Annotated in this window: 15 protein-coding genes; 4 read left to right on the top strand and 11 right to left on the bottom strand. The window is 73.5% G+C overall.

Annotation, left to right across the window (positions count from 1 at the left end; all coding sequences use genetic code 11):
• Positions 1–280 precede the first annotated feature (280 nt).
• On the bottom strand, positions 281–1,888 hold the full coding sequence (locus KZQ38_RS02795; protein ID WP_219438032.1) for a DNA polymerase Y family protein: 1,608 nt from the start codon (positions 1,886–1,888) through the stop codon (positions 281–283).
• 616 nt (positions 1,889–2,504) lie between these two features.
• On the bottom strand, positions 2,505–3,167 hold the full coding sequence (imuA', locus tag KZQ38_RS02790; protein ID WP_219438030.1) for a DnaE2-dependent mutagenesis accessory factor ImuA': 663 nt from the start codon (positions 3,165–3,167) through the stop codon (positions 2,505–2,507).
• A 738-nt stretch (positions 3,168–3,905) separates the two neighbouring features.
• Here imuA' and KZQ38_RS02785 point away from each other — a divergent pair.
• The gene (locus KZQ38_RS02785; RefSeq protein WP_219438028.1) at positions 3,906–4,490 is read left to right on the top strand and encodes a hypothetical protein; all 585 of its coding nucleotides are present in this window, start codon (positions 3,906–3,908) and stop codon (positions 4,488–4,490) included.
• Between the two features lie 46 nt (positions 4,491–4,536).
• On the opposite strand, the gene purH is transcribed toward KZQ38_RS02785, so the two are convergent.
• The 7 genes from purH to KZQ38_RS02750 form a co-directional block, all read right to left on the bottom strand.
• Positions 4,537–6,120, bottom strand: coding sequence for a bifunctional phosphoribosylaminoimidazolecarboxamide formyltransferase/IMP cyclohydrolase (gene purH, locus KZQ38_RS02780; protein ID WP_219438026.1), 1,584 nt, complete (start codon positions 6,118–6,120; stop codon positions 4,537–4,539).
• Positions 6,117–6,752, bottom strand: coding sequence for a phosphoribosylglycinamide formyltransferase (gene purN, locus KZQ38_RS02775; RefSeq protein WP_219439296.1), 636 nt, complete (start codon positions 6,750–6,752; stop codon positions 6,117–6,119). Before purN ends, purH begins: the two co-directional genes overlap by 4 nt.
• Positions 6,753–6,784: 32 nt before the next feature.
• Positions 6,785–8,365, bottom strand: a complete 1,581-nt coding sequence (locus tag KZQ38_RS02770; protein ID WP_219438024.1) for a cell division protein PerM — start codon at positions 8,363–8,365, stop codon at positions 6,785–6,787.
• 103 nt (positions 8,366–8,468) lie between these two features.
• Positions 8,469–9,134 carry a DUF5336 domain-containing protein gene (locus tag KZQ38_RS02765; protein WP_219438022.1) on the bottom strand — a complete coding sequence of 222 codons (666 nt, stop codon included), beginning with the start codon at positions 9,132–9,134 and terminating at the stop codon, positions 8,469–8,471.
• A 177-nt stretch (positions 9,135–9,311) separates the two neighbouring features.
• A complete protein-coding gene (gene sucD, locus KZQ38_RS02760) occupies positions 9,312–10,202 on the bottom strand; it encodes a succinate--CoA ligase subunit alpha (RefSeq protein WP_219438020.1) in 891 nt (296 codons plus the stop codon).
• A 2-nt stretch (positions 10,203–10,204) separates the two neighbouring features.
• Positions 10,205–11,374, bottom strand: a complete 1,170-nt coding sequence (sucC, locus tag KZQ38_RS02755) for an ADP-forming succinate--CoA ligase subunit beta (protein WP_219438018.1) — start codon at positions 11,372–11,374, stop codon at positions 10,205–10,207.
• A gap of 227 nt (positions 11,375–11,601) precedes the next feature.
• Positions 11,602–13,200: a hypothetical protein gene (locus KZQ38_RS02750; RefSeq protein ID WP_219438016.1), complete on the bottom strand. Its 1,599-nt coding sequence runs from the start codon at positions 13,198–13,200 to the stop codon at positions 11,602–11,604.
• Between the two features lie 778 nt (positions 13,201–13,978).
• On the opposite strand from KZQ38_RS02750, the gene KZQ38_RS35830 reads away from it, so the two are divergent.
• Complete coding sequence (locus KZQ38_RS35830) at positions 13,979–14,749, top strand: M23 family metallopeptidase (RefSeq protein WP_308258207.1); 771 nt, start codon at positions 13,979–13,981, stop codon at positions 14,747–14,749.
• Between the two features lie 292 nt (positions 14,750–15,041).
• On the opposite strand, the gene pcrA is transcribed toward KZQ38_RS35830, so the two are convergent.
• Complete coding sequence (pcrA, locus tag KZQ38_RS02740) at positions 15,042–17,357, bottom strand: DNA helicase PcrA (protein WP_219438014.1); 2,316 nt, start codon at positions 17,355–17,357, stop codon at positions 15,042–15,044.
• Positions 17,358–17,574: 217 nt separating this feature from the next.
• Here pcrA and KZQ38_RS02735 point away from each other — a divergent pair, with 217 nt between their 5' ends.
• Complete coding sequence (locus tag KZQ38_RS02735) at positions 17,575–17,865, top strand: chorismate mutase (protein WP_219438012.1); 291 nt, start codon at positions 17,575–17,577, stop codon at positions 17,863–17,865.
• Here KZQ38_RS02735 and KZQ38_RS02730 read toward each other — a convergent pair.
• A complete protein-coding gene (locus KZQ38_RS02730) occupies positions 17,834–18,901 on the bottom strand; it encodes an arginase family protein (protein WP_219438010.1) in 1,068 nt (355 codons plus the stop codon). The genes KZQ38_RS02735 and KZQ38_RS02730 overlap by 32 nt on opposite strands.
• Before the next feature lie 64 nt (positions 18,902–18,965).
• Here KZQ38_RS02730 and KZQ38_RS02725 point away from each other — a divergent pair, with 64 nt between their 5' ends.
• Complete coding sequence (locus KZQ38_RS02725; RefSeq protein ID WP_219438008.1) at positions 18,966–19,286, top strand: hypothetical protein; 321 nt, start codon at positions 18,966–18,968, stop codon at positions 19,284–19,286.
• The last annotated feature ends 69 nt before the right edge of the window (positions 19,287–19,355 follow it).

Raw genomic sequence — 19,355 nt, 5'->3', positions numbered from 1 at the left:
CCGGCCTGACCCGCCGAGCGGGTGGGATCTTCGTGGTTCGCCGGGCCGACGGATCCGGCCTGACCCGCCGGACGGGTGGGACCTTCGTGATCCGCCGGGCCGACGGGTCCGACCTGGCCCGCCAGGCGGGTGGGACCTTCGTGATCCGCCGGGCCGACGGGTCCGACCTGGCCCGCCAGGCGGGTGAGACCTTCGTGATCCGCCGGGCCGGCGGGTCCGTTCCGGGCCGTCTTGTCGAAGCCGGTCCGCGAGCCCTGGTCTTCGGAGAAGTCACCGGACATCAGTCGTACACCCCTTCCACCGCCCACTCACCGTTCGCGCGGATCAGCAGGTAACCCAGTTCCGCGCCGTCCGGGGTCGTGCCGAGCACTTGGAGGCGGGCGGCGCGCAGCGCGTGTTCACCGTCCCACCAGCGTTCGTCCACGGGCCACGGCCCGGCCCACGCCACGACCTTCCTCGTCTGTCCGCCGTGCACGATGCGGTGCGGTCGGGCCACCAGTTCGGCGTAGCCCGTGACCACCACGTCGCCGCCCGTCTCGTCCAGCAGCACCACCGGTTCGGGTGGCGCGAAGACCGTGGCGGGTGATGGTGCGGGCAGCCGGCCCGGCCACGGCTGGTCGGGGTCGGTCGCGGGCGTGCGGTCGTCGCCCCACGGCACCAGCCGGATCCGCTCCACCGGACCACGCCCGCCCTGCGGCACGGGGGTGACCACCGCGTCCGGTCCGAGCAGGCCCTGAACGTGGACCATCGCGCGGGCCGCGCGTTCCGCGGCCTCACCCTGGTCCTGGCCCGCGCCCGGCCACAGGCCGAGCTGGAGGGCGTCGGCGTCGACGACCTCCTCCGGGTCCAGTTCCAGCAGCTCGACGCCCGCGGTGAGGCGTTCGCGGGTGAGCCAGCCGTCGAGCTGCCAGCGCACCCGGTCCGCGATGCCCTGCGGTGTCAACGGGTCCGCGCACCGCCAGACCCGGCGCAGTTGCCCGCCGTGCTCGGTGGTGGCCCGGATGCCCAGGCGCGTGCACGCCAGGCCCCGGTCGGCGAGGCCGCGGTGCAGTCGTTCGGCGAGTGCCTTCGCGGCGAACGCGGCGGCGTCGACCCGGTCCACCGGCGGGTCGAGGTGTTCGGCGACGGACAGCTCCGGCGGCGGGCGGCGGCGTGCCCTGGGTCGGGTCACGACGCCCGAGGCGAGCCGGTGCGCGAGGACCGCGGGTTTGCCGAAGCGGCCGGCGACGTCCCGTTCCGGGATGGCCGCGAACGCGCCGAGCGTCCGCAGCCCGAGCCGGCGCAGCAGGTCGACCAGCTCCGTGCGGTCGGCGCGGCGCTCATCGGGCGGGTCGAGTTCGCGGATGTCCAGCGGCGCCAGGAACTCGCGGGTCCGGCCGGGCGGCACCACCGCGCCGCGCCGCGCCGCGATGGTCGCGGCGAACAGCCCGTCCGCGAACCCCACCTGCGCCTCGACCCCGGCCCGGTCCGCCACGTGGTCGACCACCCGCTCCGCCGCGGCCTCCGCCGAGCCGTAGTACCCGGCCGGCCCCTTGGCCGCCACCGTCACCAACCCGGGTCGCACCACCTCGATGCCCGGCGCCAACTCCTCCACGGCCGCGGCGACCGGCTCGAACAGCCGCGCGTCACGCACGTCGTCGTGCTCGAACACCACCAGCTCGGGACAAACCCCCTGCGCGGCCCGCTTCCGCTGTCCGCGGCGGACGCCCTCGGCGCGGGCGACGGCGGAGCAGGCCACCACCTCGTTGCCCCGCACGACGGCGGCGGGGAGGTGCGGCAGCAGTGCCGCCTCGGCCGCGGCGGCCACCACCGGCCAGTCCGGGCACCAGACGGCGAGCGTGTACGGGTCGGTCACCACGTCCCCCGTGTCAGGCCACCCGGACGCCATGGGGCCAGGTGTGGTCCGAAGTGTGGGACTGGGTGTGGGGCGGAGTCCGGGTCGGACGGGGCACGCGGGCCCGGGGGCGGACCTGGGGGCGGAGCCGGGTGTTGGGCGGGATGTGCGCTGGAGTGCGGAACAGGGTGCGGATCGGCACCCGGGTCGGAGTGCGGGGTGGAGTGCGGGGTGGGGTGCGAGGTGGGGTGCGGACCGGAGCGCGGAGCGGCACACGGGGCGCGATGCGCAGCGGAGTGCGAGGCGGAGCGTGCGTCGAGGTGCACGGCGGAGCGTGTGGCGAGGGGCGCGGCGGAGCGCGCGGCGGAGTGGGGGGCGCGGAGCTTGGTGTGCGGGAACCAGGACATCGGCTCACCTCCTGTTGTTCGCGGCGGATGGCTGCGGTCGGGCGGCGTGCGGTGGGGTGTGGCGGAGGGAGGTCGGTGTGCCGACTCGGACCAGGGCAGCCGTGGATGAGGCTTGAGCTGGGGCGACCGGTGTCGGAGCGTAAGGCGGGACCGAGGTGTGAACCAGGGCCGGAGGGGAAGGGTGCGACTGGGCCGGAGAAGGGACCGGGGACCGGGAAGGGCGTGGGCCGGGTGTGGGGCCGAGCCGCCGGGGAGGGTGGGGGTCATCCGGCTACCGCTCGTAGCACCGGCCGGACCGCGGGGCGGGGAGTGCCTGGTAGGGACAGGTTTGTCGTCCTGGCTCGGGAGGCGGCTCCTCGGCCTGTCGCGTGGACGGTCGCCGGGCGCGTGGTCAGGGTGCCGTGGCCCTTGCCCAGGCCCTCCCACGGGCCGAAGGTGGCGTTCAGCTCCACGTCCGCACCTGGCCACGCCGCGCCGAACGGCAGCAGGACCGCCTTGCGGTTGCGGGCTCGGGCGGAGAGTTTGCGGGCCGTCGCCGGGGACACCGGGGTGGCCACCGACACCAGGTCGAAGCCGTCCAGCAGGGCGGCCACGGTGCGTTCCACCTCGGCCCGGTCCCGCCCCGGGCTGGGCACCAGGGCGAGGCGGTGGACGGCCACCCCCAACTCGGCCGCCGCGAGCGCACCGCACCGCGGCAGGCCGGCCACGGCCGCCCAGCACCCTTCCGCTGTCGCCTCGGCCATCAGCGTGAGCAGCAACGATGTCGACCCGCGCACCGACACCGTGCTGCCCCGCCGCAGGCCGCCCCACGGGAGGACGTCCGCCAGTTCCCCGCGAACCGGCAGGACCCGAGCCGGTGCCGTGGTCGACTCGTCGATCGCGCCTACCCCGAGCGCGGCCAACGACGCCGTTGCCGACCTGGACACCAACCCTCCTCCCACGAATCCGCGCGCACCCCTGTGCGCGGACCGCCGTGGGAAGCCGGCGACCTGATTTTTGTCGAACACACGTTCGAACGACGGGGTCGATCTTATCGTCTTCGGTGGTCCTGGTGTCAATGGCGAGAGGTACCACTTGTGGGTGGGATCGCCGGCAGACTGCTCGGCGCAGCTTTCCGCACCTCAGGGGGGAACGTGAACGGTCCTCAGCACCCGTCCCAACAACCTGGGCAACCGCCTCACCAGCCCGGGTACCCGCCCCAGCCGACCGGGTACCCGCCTCAGCAAGCCGGATACGGACCCCAGCAGACCGGGTACGAGCAACCACAGACCGGATACGGGCCACCGCCCGGACACGGGCCGACAGGTGAGCACGGGCCGCCACCGGGACACGAGCCCGTAGCTGGACATGGACCGACAGCCGGATACGGGCAGGCAGCCGGGTATGGGCCGCCACCGGGACATGGGCAGGCAACCGGACACGGACCGGCAGCCGGGTACGGGCCACCACCAGGACACGAGCCCGTAGCTGGACATGGACCGACAGCCGGATACGGGCCGCCACCGGGACATGGGCAGGCAACCGGACACGGACCGGCAACTGGATACGGGCAGGCAAGTGGGTACGGGCCGGCGGCCGGACATGGGCCGGCGACCGGGTATGGGCCGGCGGCTGGGTACGGGACGCCTCCGCCCAGGAAGAAGCGCACCGGGCTGGTCGTCGGCTTGGCGGTGGGGGCCGTCGTGCTGATCGCCGCCGGTGTGTTCGGCAAGCTCTACCTCGACTACAGCCGCGAACCGGGCGGCGGGCCGGGTGAGCAGCCGATCGCGCAGTGCCAACTGAGCGCGGAACTGCTGTCCCAGGCCCACGTGAGCAGCTTCCGCCTGGTCCAGGCGCCGCACGACGGTGAGAAGGGCCTCAAGCAAACCCACTGCGCGTGGGAGCAGACCAAGGGCAAGGACGGTCGCAACCCGCGCACCCTCGGGTTCCTGGTCTACGACTACTCCAAGTTCTCCGACAAACCGGACCGGAACCTGGAGCAGGCCAAGAGCAACTACAGCGGGTTCACCAGCTACGCGTCCGGGCAGCAGGCGAAGCCCGTCCAGGGGCTCGGCGACGAGGCGTTGTTCATCGCACCCTCGGCCAAGGGCGACCTCACCGAGGTGAACCTGTTGGTGCGCAAGGGCACCGTGGTCTACAACATCCGCTACCTGGGGCGGGACAAGGGGTTCTTCAGCGACTCGGAGTTCCCGGTCGCGGACGCGGAGGACGTGGCACGCAAGACCGCCGAGGAGCTGACCGGGCGGTGATCGGGCCGCGGTGGGGCTGCCCGCGCAGCCCCACCGCGGAACGCGCTCAGTGCGCGAAGTGCCGGGTGCCGGTCAGGTACACGGTCGCGCCCGCCGCCTCGGCCGCCGCGATGACCTCCGCGTCCCGCACCGAGCCGCCGGGCTGGACGACGGCACGCACACCGGCCTCCAGCAGCACCTCCAACCCGTCCGGGAACGGGAAGAACGCGTCGGACGCCGCCACCGACCCGCGTGCCCGGTCACCGGCCCGCGCCACGGCCAGCCGCGCCGCGTCGACCCGGTTCACCTGACCCATGCCCGCACCGACGGTCGCACCGCCGGACGCCAGCAGGATCGCGTTCGACTTCACCGCCCGACACGCCCGCCACACGAACGCCAGGTCCGCCAAGCCCTCCGCGTCCAGCGGCTCGCCGCACGCCAGCGTCCAGTTCGCCGGGTCGTCGCCCTCGGCTTCAACGGTGTCGACGGTCTGCACCAGCAGCCCACCGGACACGGCCCGCGTCTCGACACCTCCCCGGACCGGCTCGTCGGCCACCAGGATGCGGACGTTCTTCTTGCGCGCCAACACGTCCACCGCGCCATCGGCGTACGACGGCGCGATGATCACCTCGGTGAAGATCTCGGCGACCTGCTCGGCCAGCTCGACGGTCACCTCGCGGTTGGCCGCGATCACACCACCGAACGCGGACACCGGGTCGCACGCGTGCGCCTTGCGGTGCGCGTCCGCGATCGCACCCGGACCGTCCACAGAGGACACCGCGATGCCGCACGGGTTGGCGTGCTTGATGATCGCGACGCACGGCAGCTCGTGGTCCCACGCCGCGCGCCACGCGGCGTCGGCGTCGACGTAGTTGTTGTACGACATCTCCTTGCCGTGCAGCTTCCGCGCGGTCGCGAGGCCGGTGGCGCCGTCGCCCCGCGTGTACAGCGCGGCCTGCTGGTGCGGGTTCTCGCCGTACCGCAGCACCTGCCCGCGCTGCCACGTCGCGCCGATCCAGCCGGGGAAACCGGAACCGTCGTCGTCGGGGCTGAGCACGCCGCCCATCCAGGACGCCACGGCCACGTCGTAGGACGCGGTGTGCCGGTACGCCGCCGCGGCGAGCGCCTGCCGGTCGCCGAGCGTGAAACCGCCCGCGGCCACCTGCTCCAGCACCCAGCCGTACCGCGCCGGGTCCACCACCACGGCCACGCCGGCGTGGTTCTTCGCGGCGGCACGCACCATCGCCGGGCCGCCGATGTCGATCTGCTCCACGCACTCCTCGGGCGAGGCGCCGGAGGCGACCGTCCGCTCGAACGGGTACAGGTTCACCACCAGCAGGTCGAACGGCGCGATCTCCAGCTCCCGCAGCTTCGCCACGTGCTCGGGCCGGCGCGGGTCCGCGAGCAGCCCCGCGTGCACGCGCGGGTGCAGCGTCTTGACCCGCCCGTCGAGCACCTCCGGGAACCCGGTCACGTCCTCCACCCGGGTCACCGGCACGCCGGCGTCGGCCAGCGTCTTCGCGGTGCCGCCGGTGGACACGACCTCGACTCCGGCCGCGTGCAGGCCGGTGGCCAGTTCCAGCAGCCCCGACTTGTCGGAAACCCCGATCAGGGCCCGGCGAACCGGTCGCCTCTCGGCAGGAGTGGTCACGGGATGCTCACCTTTCGTCCGTTCACGGTGCAGCCCTCGCGGGCCAGGCGGGCGACGACGTCCACCAGCAGCCGCCGCTCCACCACCTTGATGCGCTCGTGCAGGCGGTCGACGTCGTCGCCGTCCTCGACGACCACGGCCTCCTGGGCCAGGATCGGCCCGGTGTCCACGCCGCCGTCGACCAGGTGCACGGTGGCACCGGTGACCTTGACGCCGTAGTCCACGGCGTCCCGCACCCCGTGCGCGCCGGGGAAGGCGGGCAGCAGCGCGGGGTGGGTGTTGACCATCCGCCCGCTGAAGCGGGCCAGGAAGGCGGAGCCGAGGATCTTCATGAAACCGGCGGTCACCACGAGGTCGGGTTCGTGCGCGGCCACCGCGTCGGCCAGCGCCGCGTCCCACGCGGACCGGTCGACGTGGTCGCGCAGCCGGACGCTGAAAACGGGCACGCCGGCCCGCTCGGCACGGGCCAGGCCCTCGATCCCCGACCGGTCCGCGCCGACGGCCACCACCCGCGCGGGGTAGTCGGGGTCGGCGGCGGCGTCCAGCAGGGCCTGGGCCAGGGTGCCGGAACCGGAGACTAGGACGACGACCCGCGCGGGGATCGGTAGCTGGAGTGTGGTCGCGGCGCTCAGCGTGCTCTCCTTGCTGGGGATGTCACAGCAGCTCAGGAGAGCCTATGCGGTGGCTGGTCGCGCTTGTCGGCCAGGTCCTGCTCGTCGTCGCGCGGGGTGGAATCGCCGGTGCCGGTGGACGCGTCGCCGGGTGAGTCGGGAGCCGGTTCGCCGGACGCGGAGAGATCCGACGCAGAGGGGTCCGACGCAGAGGGGTCCGGCTCGTCGGACAGGGAGAGGTCGGGCTCGTCGTCCGGGAAGTCCTCGGACAGGTCCTCGTCGTCTTCGGAGAGGTCGTAGTCGTCCTCCTCCTCTTCGAACTCCTCCTCCAGCTCGTCGAGTTCTTCCTCGTACGCCTCGTCGTCCTCGTCGTCCTCGAACTCCTCCTCCTCGACGTCCGGGTCGGGCTCCGGGGTGTCCGCCGGTTCCTCGGCGACGGGCTCGACGGGCACCGGCGCCGGGCGCGGGCCGGCGAACCACGCCACCACGCCGCCGGGCACCGCCAGCCACCCGAACACGATCACGGCCAGCAACCCGGCCGGCACGGTCACCGGGTCGAACACGCCACCACCCAGGCTCCCGCCCGCGACGGCGGCCAGCACCAGCACGCCCACCGCGGCGGTCACGGCGGCCACCAGCGCGGCACGCAGGCGGGCACGGGGTGTGTCGGCGGCGTCCCGCAGGGACCACCCGACCAGCACCCCGATCGCACCCGGCAGCACCAGGACCAGCGGCAGCAGCGGGCTCTGCGTCTCGGGCAGCGCGGCCAGCAGCGGCACGGCGGGCACCGGACCGCCGGTGAACGCGGTGGGGCTCACCGCGACCGCGCCGATGGAGAAACCCGCGCCCGCGACGTACGACAGGGCGCCGACCACCGCGTTCGGCAGGTAGGCGAGGCACATCAGGAAGATCCCGAGCCCGGTGCCGAGGGTGCCGCCCGCCTGGTCGAACAGGGAGCTGGTCACCGGCCACGACACGGCCAGCCCGCACGCCAGCACCAGCGCGCCCGCCGCCGCCAACGCGAACAGGCCCAGCGCGCCCGCGCGCAAACCACGCCGCGCCACCGGGTCGATCCGCTCGAACACGACCTCGACCAGGCCGCACCGCTGCGCCACACCGGCCACCGCCGCCACGGCGGACACCGCCGCGCACCCGAAGAACGCCACGGCGGGCGTCGCGCGCACCACGCCGCCGTCGCCCATCAGGAACGCGATCACGCCGCCGACCACCGCGTGCGCGCCGGCGATGCTGAGCACCACGCCACGCGCCTGGAGCGGTTCGAACAGGCCCAGCCGGTCCGCCGCGCCGGCCGCCGCCCGCGACACCAGCAGCATCAGCAGCACGGTCGGCAGCAGCGGCAGGACGCCGAGCTGACCGCCGTCGAACCGCAGCGGCACGTGGTGGGCCACCAGCCAGCCGGGCGCGGACGCCGTCAGCACGCCGGTGGTGGAGAACCGGGCGTGCGCGGCGGTGGACGAGACCAGGGCGAGGAGCGCCGCCACGGCGGCGTAGCTGACCACCACGGAGCCGGCGGCCGTCATGGCGAGCACCCGGGCCCGTTCCGCGCGGGAGAACTCGGGCGGGCGCACGGAATCCGTCACGGCGCCGTGCGAAGACGTTTGCAGCACCGGCATCTTCCCACTGTGTCAGGACTGCTGGGCCGACCGGGTGAGGCACGCCGCGCACGCGAGGAGGGGTGGCGCCGGCGAACCGGCACCACCCCTCCCACGACGCGGATCAGCCCTGCGGCTGGCCGCCGAACCCGCCGGGCGGCGTGCCCGGCTGACCGGGCTGCTGCTGGCCGGGCTGGTTGAACTGGCCGGGCTGCGGCATGTACGACGTCGGCTGCGGCGCACCACCGGGCTGCTGCTGGGGCGGCTGCTGCGCGCCGAACTGGCCGGACGGCGGGCCGTACTGACCGGGCTGCTGCTGGCCGGGCTGCGGGAACGCGCCGGACTGCGGGTTCCAGCCGCCGGGCTGGCCGTACGGGTTGGCGGGCTTCGGCTCGAACTTCACCACGCCCGTGTCGACCAGCAGGCTGAGCACGATCGCCGCCGTCTCCAGCAACGCGATGATCAGCAGCACGATGTGCATGCCCTTGACGCTGCCCTCGCTCTTGATGATCCCCTGGAGGAACAGCAGCGTGGGCACCGCGGACAGCACCGCCGCGGCGGGCAGCAGCTTGGGCGCCTTGGGCAGCGCGGTGAGGCCCGCGAGCGCGGCGGCGGCGAGCAGGTACTCGACGGTGCCGAACGACGGCACGTCGTCGGCGAAGGCCAGGAGGTAGGCGATGAGCCCCAGACCTGCCGCGACCAGCGGGAGGATGAGGGTCAGGTTGACGCCCACCGCCGGCTGCTGCGCCGGACCCGGCTGCTGCTGAGGGGCGCCGTACGGCACGGACATGGCGAGGTCTCCTCCTCCACCTACGGAAACGGCAGCGACGGCTGAACGCTAGCCGATGCGCACTCTCCGACGACCACCGGACCTTCTTGGTTCCACCGGATGTGCGCATCGACCCGCGTCGAAACGGCGCACAGGCCATCCCCGTCACCGGGAACGGCCTGTGCACACGGGTGGCCGTCAGCCGATGGACTGCATGATCTCCCGCATGAGCGCGGCGGTCTCGGACGGCGTCTTGCCGACCTTCACGCCCGCCGCCTCCAGCGCTTCCTTCTTGGCCTGCGCGGTGCCGGCGGAACCGGACACGATCGCGCCCGCGTGGCCCATGGTCTTGCCCTCGGGCGCGGTGAAGCCCGCCACGTAGCCGACGACCGGCTTGGTGACGTTGTCCTTGATGTAGGCCGCGGCCCGCTCCTCGGCGTCGCCGCCGATCTCGCCGATCATCACGATCGCCGCGGTGTCCGGGTCGGCCTCGAAGGCCGCCAGCGCGTCGATGTGCGTGGTGCCGATGATCGGGTCGCCGCCGATGCCGATGGCGGTGGAGAACCCGAAGTCCCGCAGCTCGTACATCATCTGGTAGGTCAGCGTGCCCGACTTGGACACCAGGCCGATCTTGCCGGCGCCGGAGATGTTGGCCGGGATGATGCCCGCGTTGGACTGCCCGGGGCTGATCAGGCCGGGGCAGTTCGGGCCGATGATCCGGGTCTTGTTGCCGGTGGCCACGGCGTGCGCCCAGAACGCGGCGGTGTCGTGCACCGGGATGCCCTCGGTGATCACGACGGCCAGCTCGATGCCGGCGTCGATGGCCTCGACCACGGCGGCCTTCGCGAAGGCCGGCGGGACGAAGATCACGGTCACGTTCGCGCCGGTGGCCTCCATGGCCTCGGTCACGGTGCCGAACACCGGCAGCACGTTGCCGTCGAAGTCGACCTTCTCGCCCGCCTTGCGCGGGTTCACGCCGCCGACGATGGTCGTGCCGGACGCCAGCATCCGCTTGGTGTGCTTGGTGCCCTCGGCCCCGGTCATGCCCTGGACGATGACCTTGCTGTCCTTGTTGATGAAGATAGCCATCGTCAGACCCCCGCAGCGGCGAGTTCGGCGGCCTTGTCGGCCGCGTTGTCCATCGTGTCGACAACGGTCACCAGCGGGTGGTTGGCGTCCGCCAGGATGCGGCGCCCCTCCTCCACGTTGTTGCCGTCGAGGCGGACGACCAGCGGCTTGGTGGCCTCGTCGCCCAGGATCTCCAGGGCCTTGACGATGCCGTTCGCCACCGCGTCGCAGGCGGTGATGCCGCCGAAGACGTTGACGAAGACGCTGCGGACGTCCGGGTCGTGCAGGATGATGTCCAGCCCGTTGGCCATCACCTCGGCGGACGCGCCGCCGCCGATGTCCAGGAAGTTGGCCGGCTTCACGCCGTTGTGCTTCTCGCCCGCGTAGGCGACGACGTCCAGCGTGGACATGACGAGGCCCGCGCCGTTGCCGATGATGCCGACCTGGCCGTCGAGCTTGACGTAGTTGAGGTTCTTCGCCTTGGCCTTGGCCTCCAGCGGGTCCTCGGCCTGCTTGTCGACCAGGGCCTCGTGGTCGGGGTGGCGGAAGGACGCGTTCTCGTCCAGCGTGACCTTGCCGTCGAGGGCGACGATCCGGCCCTCCGGGTCGCGGACGAGCGGGTTGACCTCGACGAGGGTCGCGTCCTCGCGGACGAAGGTCTCCCACAGCTTCACGACGACCTCGGCGACCTGGTCGGCCACCTCGGCGGGGAACTTGGCGGCGGCGACGATCTCGTCGGCCTTGGCCCGGTCGACGCCCTTGACGGCGTCCACGGGCACCTTCGCCAGCGCTTCCGGCTTCGTGGCGGCGACCTCTTCGATGTCCATACCGCCCTCGACGGACGCCATCGCGAGGAACGTGCGGTTGGCGCGGTCGAGCAGGAAGGAGAAGTAATACTCCTCGGCGATGTCGGACGCGGGGGTCACCAGCACGCGGTGCACGACGTGGCCCTTGATGTCCAACCCGAGGATCGCCTCGGCCTTGGCCTCGGTCTCGTCCGGGGACTCGGCGAGCTTGACGCCACCCGCCTTGCCACGGCCACCCGTCTTGACCTGGGCCTTGACTACGACGGTCTGACCGAAGCGCTCGGCGATGGCCTTGGCTTCGGCGGGCGTGCTCGCCACGTCGCCCGGCAGCACCGGGACATCGTGGGCGGCGAAGAGGTCCTTCGCCTGGTACTCGTACAGGTCCACTCGGGTCTCCTGCGACGTCGGTGTCGGACACCGCGCCCTGGTGCGGTCCTCGATTGTCCGGCGCTCCAGGCCATGGCCTGGTGCGTCCACGTACCAGGCATCACCTGGAACGCCGGCATAGCCGTGGGGGGACCGGCTGCGACGCGGCTGCGCAGAACACTATCGACCTGCGCGGACCACACCGCACCCCATACCCGTGAGGTCGGTCATAAAGGCGGTGAGGTCGATCACCCGCGCACCGCGCGGCGGGCGCGGGCGGCTTCGGCGGTGGCACCGACGAGCAGCGCCGCGGTGGTCGCGAGCGCCAGCCACAGCCCGGGTCCGGGCGTCGTGGCGGCGGCGCGGGACTCGCTGAACGGGTACTCCAGCGCCCTGGTCGCGGTCACGCACGCCGCGCCGAGCAGCAGCGCCGCGCCGGGGCCCGGCCGCGACACCAGCGCCAGCCCGGCCGCGGCGAGCACGGCCAGCAGCGCGATCAGCAGGCCCCACGAGCCGACCCGCAGGCCGAACGCCGTGATCGGCGCGTAGTCCGGCGCGCGGAGCACGGGCAGGGCGAACGCGCCCACCGCGAGCAGCGCCGCCGTCAGGCACGCGGCGACCAGCGGCAGCGGCGGCGGCACCCGGGACGCGCCCTCCTCGTCCCGCTCGACCGCGCCCGCCAGGGCGGCGGTGATCGCGGCGGCGGCGGCGAGCACCACCGCGAGCGCCGTCCACCACACGCCCGCGGCCGGTTCGACGAACGGGACCCGGGTGGCGTTGAACGCGGCGTCCAGGGCGAGCCCGGCGGCCAGCGGCACGGTCGCGGTGGCTACGGCGAACGCGGGCCGCGCCCGCGGCAGCAGCCCGAGCAGCGCCACGGCCACCGCCGCCGGCCACAGCAGGCGTGCCGCGTAGTCGGTGGGCTGGGTGACGCCCTCCGGCACGGCCAGGTGGTCCAGCAGCGCGCCGAGGGCCGCGCTCGCACCGGTCGCGACGCCCAGCGCGGCGGCGATCACGTGCAGCCGCCCGCGGCCGGGCAGCGCCAGGTCGCGCTCCTTCTTGTCGGTGGTCGACCACACGAGCGCGACGGCGGCGGCGAGCACGAGGAACGGGCCGGGCGCCACGTCCACCCGGTCCAGGGCGGAGGCGGTCGCCAGGCCGGGCGCGCCGAGGGCCACCAGGGCGGCGGCGGTGCCGAGCAGGCCGCCGCGGCGCGTGTCGGGGTCGCCGGAGCTGGCCGCGAGGACGGCGGTGACCGGCGCGGCGAGCAGCACCAGCAGCCCGCCCGCGAACGGCAGCGGCGGCGCGTCCAGCGGACCGCCGGCCGGGATGAACGCGTCGGACGACCGGTAGGGGGCCATGAACAGGCCGACCGCCGCCACCACGCCCGCCGCGGCGGGCAGGCCGAACCGCTCGGCCCGGCCGCCCTCCCGGTCGACGCGGGTCAGCGCGACCACGCCCGCCGCGCAGGTCAGGACGTGGCCCGCGAGCAGCAGCCACGCGCCGAACACGGGCTCCGGCCCGGACAGGCTGTCCGGGCGCAGCAGCTCGGGCCGGGTGGCGAGCACCGGGTCGCGGAGGATCTGGAGGTCGATCAGGAACCGGCCGACCGCGAACACCCCGGCGGGCACCAGCGCGGCGGCGGCCGTCGTGCTCCGCCCGCGCAGCAGGAAGAAGGCGGACACGGCCACCGGGAGCAGGGCCAGGACGGCGAGCAGCGGCCACGCGGTGAACGCGGGTGGCGCGCTGCCGTCGACCACGGAGACCAGGGGGCCGGCCACGGCGCACGCCGCGCCCGCCGCGGCGAGCCCGAGCGCCGGGGTCGCCGGGTCAGCGGTTCGGATCATCGGGACCGACGCTAGCAAAGCTGCGCCGCCCGGTCGGGAATGTCCGGGGCCCGTGGCGGTTGATGGTGTACGGGGGAGGTGCCGGCCGCCCAGTCACGTGCTGGGGGACGTGACGTCGGGGTGGGCGTGCCGGTGACGCGCCGCGTTCGCGCGGGGCCCGGGGGCACCACGTCGAACTCCCCCCGATCGGGCGACTGTCGGCGTGGTCCGGTTTTGGCGGGTGGCGTGCCGGGCACCCAGGTCGCGCGGTGCACGGCAACGGGGACCACCGGCCGGCCTTCGCAGTGCTGTCGGGGGCGCTGCGAAGGCGCGGTCGCGGGATTTGCGGTGCGCGCCGCCTCCGGTCGGCCCAGGGTCACTGGCCCCGGTGGAGCACCGGATACGTGATTCAGGTCACCATTCGGTGTCGAACGTCTTCCGCCCTGCGCACGTGGTCGTGGCCGTCATCACTCGAATGGTCGACCCGATGGTCGGCCACATCGTGCCTGTAAGTGAGGGGTTTCGTGAGCCGGGCGTGACGCAGGGTCACCACCCGAACCGCCCACTCGCGCGCCGACCGCTAATCGGTAGACATCCGGGCCGGGGATTGCCTACGAGCCTTCCGCCCCGTTACTGTCCCCCGGTCCGTTGTCACGGTCTGGTCACGAGCAGGAGAGCGAGTCGGTACCCCGACCGGCTCAAACCGGGATCCCCCGCCCGGTGTCGACCGGACTCCCCGAAGACGGAAGGCCAGGTTTTGTCCCGACACCGCTCCCCCGGCGGCCATAGCAGTTCCGCAGTGCTCGACGAGGCGACCGAACGCGCCGTTCCGGCCGCCTCGCGCGACACCGGCGCCCACCGGCTCCCGCCGCCCCCCTCGGCGTTGCGCGGCCGGATCGTGGTCGCCGCCGTCGCGGTCGGCGCGTTCGCCGCCGCGGGCGCCGGGCAGACGCTGCACGCCCTGGGTTCCGGCTCCGACGCACCGGCGGCCGACGAGATCACCCCGCTCGCCAACGCCTCCGACGGCGCCGCCGCGTTCGGCGTCGGCGGCACCGGCCCCGCCGCACCGCAGGTCCTGCCGGTCGCGAAGACCGTCGACACGGCGGGCGAGGCGCAGAAGCTCGCCAAGAGCGCCCGGATCACCGAGGACCGCGAGGCGGCCGAGGCCGAGGCCAAGCGCCCCAAGTTCTCCCGGCCCGCGAACGGCACGTACACCTCCGGCTTCGGCGGCCGGTGGGGCGAGATGCACTACGGCATCGACATCGCGGGCCCGATCGGCACGCCGATCCTGGCCGCCGCCGACGGCGTCGTGATCGAGGCGGGTCAGGCCAGCGGTTTCGGCCTGTGGGTCCGCGTCCAGCACGAGGACGGCACGATCACCGTCTACGGCCACGTCGACACCTACTCGGTGCGCCAGGGCCAGCAGGTCCAGGCCGGCGAGCAGATCGCCCGGATGGGCAACCGCGGCTTCTCCACCGGCCCGCACCTGCACTTCGAGGTCTGGGAGCCGAGCGCCAAGACCAAGATCAACCCGCTGAGCTGGCTGAACGCCAGGGGCATCAGCGTCTGAACGCGGTACAAGAGGAGGAAGGGCCCGGGTCGCCGCACGCGACCCGGGCCCTTCCCGGTACTGCCCACCCCTGGAGCAACCCCTCGGGGAGCACACCTCCGGAGGTGGCCGCCTCCGCCGGGTCTCCCCCCGGTGCGGTCGCCGCCCCCGAAAACGGCTCCCGCGCACCTCACCCGCAAGCGGCTCCCCCTGACCGGAACGCCCCGAACGCCCCGGTCATCCGCTTGGGACACCCCTTAAGACGCGCGGGTGCGAATCGGGTTGCGCGTGACTTCCGGTATCTCCGGGAGGGTCAGAGCTTCACCAGCGGCACGCCGCCGATGAGCATCAGCCGCACCTTGCCCGCGCTGCCGAAGTCGATCGTGGCGGTCGCGCGCGGGCCCGTGCCGTCCACCGCGATGACGCTGCCCAGCCCGTACTTGTCGTGGCTCACGCGGTCGCCGACGTCCAGCTTCAGCGCGGGCGTGTCCTTCCACGCCGCGTTGGTCGGCGCGGGCCGCGACGGGCCGTCCGAGCGGCGGCCCCACGTGGTCGCCGCGGCCGGCGCGGAGCGCTTCGGCTCCACCCGCCGCCACTCGACCAGGTCGGCCGGGATCTCGTCCAGGAACCGGGACGCCGGGTTGGCCGACGGCTGGCCCCACGCCGAGCGCACCAGCGCGCGCGACAGGTACAGCCGCTGCCGCGCCCGCGTGATGCCCACGTACGCGAGCCGCCGCTCCTCGGCCAGCTCGGTCGGGTCGCCCAGCGCGCGCATGTGCGGGAAGACGCCGTCCTCCCAGCCGGTGCAGAACACCACCGGGTACTCCAGGCCCTTCGCGGTGTGCAGCGTCATCAGGGTGACCACGCCGTCGGACTCCGCGTCCGGCACCTGGTCGGCGTCCGCGACCAGCGACACGCGCTCCAGGAACGCGGCCAGCGAGCCCTCCGCGGGCAGGCCCTCGTCCTCGGCGGGCACCTGCGTCGCCGAACCCAGGTCGGTGAACTCGCGGGCCACCGTGACCAGTTCGTTCAGGTTCTCCACGCGGGTGTGGTCCTGGGGGTCGTCGCTAGCCTCCAGCTCCGCCCGGTACGCGGTGCGGTCCAGCACGGCCTCCAGCACGTCGGCCACGTCGTCACCACGCGCCACCAGCTCGCCCAGCTCGTCCAGCAACGCCACGAAACCCGCGATCGCCCGCTGCGACCGGGGGTTGAGCAGCGGCACCCGGCCCTCGACCGCCGCGCGCAACGCCTGCGCGAAGCTGATCCGCTCGCGCTCCGCGTAGGTCGACACGCACGCCTCGGCGCGGTCGCCGATGCCCCGCTTGGGCACGTTCAGGATGCGGCGCAGCGACACCGTGTCGTCGGGGTTGGCGAGCGCGCGCAGGTACGCCAGCGCGTCCCGCACCTCGCGCCGCTCGTAGAACCGGACACCGCCGACGACCCGGTACGGCAGGCCCAGCCGGATGAAGATCTCCTCGAACACGCGGGACTGGTTGTTGGTCCGGTAGAACACGGCGATCTCGCCGTTGTTCGCCTCGCCGCCGTCCACCAGCCGGTCGATCTCGCCCGCGACGAACGCCGCCTCGTCGTGCTCGTTGTCCGCGACGTAGCCGACGATCTTCTCCCCGTCGCCCAGGTCGCTCCACAGGCGCTTGTCCCGGCGGTCCGGGTTGCGCGAGATGACCGCGTTGGCGGCGGCCAGGATGTTCTGCGTGGAGCGGTAGTTCTGCTCCAGCAGGATCGTCGTGGCCTGCGGGTAGTCGCGCTCGAACTCCACGATGTTGCGGATGGTCGCGCCGCGGAACGCGTAGATCGACTGGTCGGCGTCGCCCACCACGCACAGCTCGGCGGGCGGCACGCCGTCCGCGCCGGTGCCGACCAGCTCGCGGACCAGCGTGTACTGCGCGTGGTTGGTGTCCTGGTACTCGTCCACCAGCACGTGCCGGAACCGGCGGCGGTAGTGCTCGGCCACGTCCGGGTGCCGCTGGAGCAGCTCGACGGTCCGCATGATCAGGTCGTCGAAGTCCAGCGAGTTCGACTCGACCAGCCGCCGCTGGTAGCTCTCGTACACCTCGGCGACCCGGCGCTCCAGGTCGTTGCCCGCCCGCTCCTTGGCGGTCTCGACGTCCACCAGCTCGTTCTTCAGGTTCGAGATGTGGATGGCCAGCGTGCGGGCCGGGTACCGCTTCGGGTCCAGGTCGAGGTCGCGCGCGACCAGCGTGATGAGGCGGCGCGTGTCGTCCGAGTCGTAGATGGAGAAGTTCGACGACAGGCCGAGAGTCTTCGCGTCACGCCGCATCACCCGGACGCACATGGAGTGGAACGTCGACACCCACATCGCGCGGGCGCGCGAGCCCACCAGGTCGGCGACGCGCTCCTTCATCTCGGCCGCGGCCTTGTTGGTGAAGGTGATCGCCATGACCTCGCCCGGGTGCACGCCCCGGTGCGCGAGCAGGTACGCGATCCGGCGGGTGAGCACGCGGGTCTTGCCGGAGCCCGCGCCCGCGACGACCAGCAACGGGGAGCCGGCGTGCTCGACCGCCCGGCGCTGGGCCGGGTTGAGGTCGTCCAGCAGCTCGGTGGACCGCGACGCGGGGGGACTTGGCGGCAAGTCGAACAAGGCGCTCATCGTGGGTTCACGTTACCGGGTGACACCGACAACGCCGGGCTGTGGCATGATGACGGCGTGCGCGTGGCTCACTTCGAGTTTTTCTACGGGACCCGGACTCCGGCTCCCGTGGAACGCCAGCGCTGACAAAGCACCCACGAAGCCCCGGAGTCCTCGGATTCCGGGGCTTCGTCGCTTCCGGGAGCCGGGATTCCACCCGAGTCGAGAGGTCACCTCGATGAACAGCACCGGAACCGCAACCCCGCAGGCCGGCGACACCGAGCCCGCGCCCGACATCGACGCCCTGCGCCAGGAGATCGACTTCCTGGACGCCGAGCTGCTGCGGATCGTCAAGCGGCGGGTCGACGTCTCCCGCACGATCGGCGCCGCCCGCATGGCCGCGGGCGGCACCAAGATCGTGCACAACCGGGAGATCGACGTGCTCAACCGCTACCGGGAACTCGGCCCCGAGGGCCGGGACCTGGCCATGATCCTGCTCAAGCTGGGTCGCGGCCCGCTCGGCCGCTAGTCGCGCGGGCCAGGTCGCGGTCCACCAGTTGGGTGTCGTCGGGCACGTAGGCCAGGGGGTCGTCCAGCAGCGGGCCGGTCCCGACCAGGCCCTCGACCAGCGCGTGCAGGCACAGGGCGGCGTACCCCCGCAGGTAGCCGCCCTCCTGGGTGAGGACGGTCGGGAGGGCCAGCGCCGCCACCTCCCGGCCGATGTCCCGGTACCCCGCGGCGGTCAGGTTGTGCCTGCCGTTCGGGTCGAACGCCGAGCCGTCGAAACCGGAGGCGCACACCAGGAAGTCCGCGCCGTGCGCCCGGATCGCGGGCAGCGCGACCTCGGCCAGGGCACGCCGGTAGGCGGTGTCGCCCGCGCCGAGCGACAGCTCGACGTTCAGGTTGCCCCGGTCGTTCTCCTCGGGGCCGCCGGTCTGCGGGTGGTTCACGCCCCACGGGCCGTGCCGCATGTGCACGGACACGGTGAGCACTTCGTCGGTGTGCGCGAAGACGTCCTGCGTGCCGTTGCCGTGGTGGACGTCCCAGTCGAGGACGGCGACCCGGTGACCGGCGCGGCGGGCCGTCTCGGCGACCAGGGCGGCGTTGTTGACCAGGCAGTACCCGTCGGGCCGCGTGCGTTGCGCGTGGTGGCCGGGCGGGCGGACCAGGGCGTACGCCAGGCGCGTGCGGCCGGACTCGACCGCCTCGTACGCGGCGAGCGCCGTGCCGGCCGCGGCGCGGATCGCGTCCCACGAGCCGGGGCCGACGACCGTGTTGGTCTCCAGCGCCACCCGCTCGCCGGTCGCGCACGCCGCGCGCAGGGCCGCCAGGTACTCCGCCGCGTGCACGCGGCCCAGCTCCTCGTCGGTGGCGAACCGGCCGTCCCGCCACGCGAGGTGCGGCGCGACCGGGCCGTGCTCCAGCGCGTGCCGGAACGTGCGCAGGCGGGCCGCGTTCTCCGGGTGCGGCTCGGGTTCGTCCAACCAGTCCCACCGGCCCGGCAGCTCCCACAGCCCGGTCCCGGTGTCGTGCTCCAGGCAGGCGTCATGCCAGTACAACTCCACACCAGGGGCATATCAGGGCGATCACCGATGGTCCAAGCGGAATAACGGCGGGCACACTGGACGCATGGGCGGAGTCATCGGCCTCATCACGGGCCTCATCGCAATCCTCGGCGTGCTCGCCACGCTCGCACACGACGGCTACCTCGCCATGCTCGGCTCGGCGGCCAAGGCCAAGCGCGCCGCGGGCGCACCGGTCGCGCAGTACGTGCGCAGCCGGTGGACCGTGGCCGGCGTGACCACGGTCATCGCGCTGGTCGGCCTGCTGATGACCACGGGCGGGGGCGTCGCGTCCGACATCATCGGCGCCCTGATCGCGGGTGGCGCGGGCTTCGCCGCCACGAACTCGTTGCAGAGCAGCCGGCGGAAGCTGAACAGCGGCGGCTGAGTTTCACCGGGTCGGGTGTCCCCGGGCTGCTCCGGCCGGCCGGTCCGGGACCCGGCACCTACCCTGTGC

Origin of the sequence: Saccharothrix obliqua (assembly GCF_019375475.1) — a bacterium.
Taxonomy (GTDB): domain Bacteria; phylum Actinomycetota; class Actinomycetes; order Mycobacteriales; family Pseudonocardiaceae; genus Actinosynnema; species Actinosynnema obliqua.
This window is presented reverse-complemented; position numbering and strand designations above follow the sequence as displayed.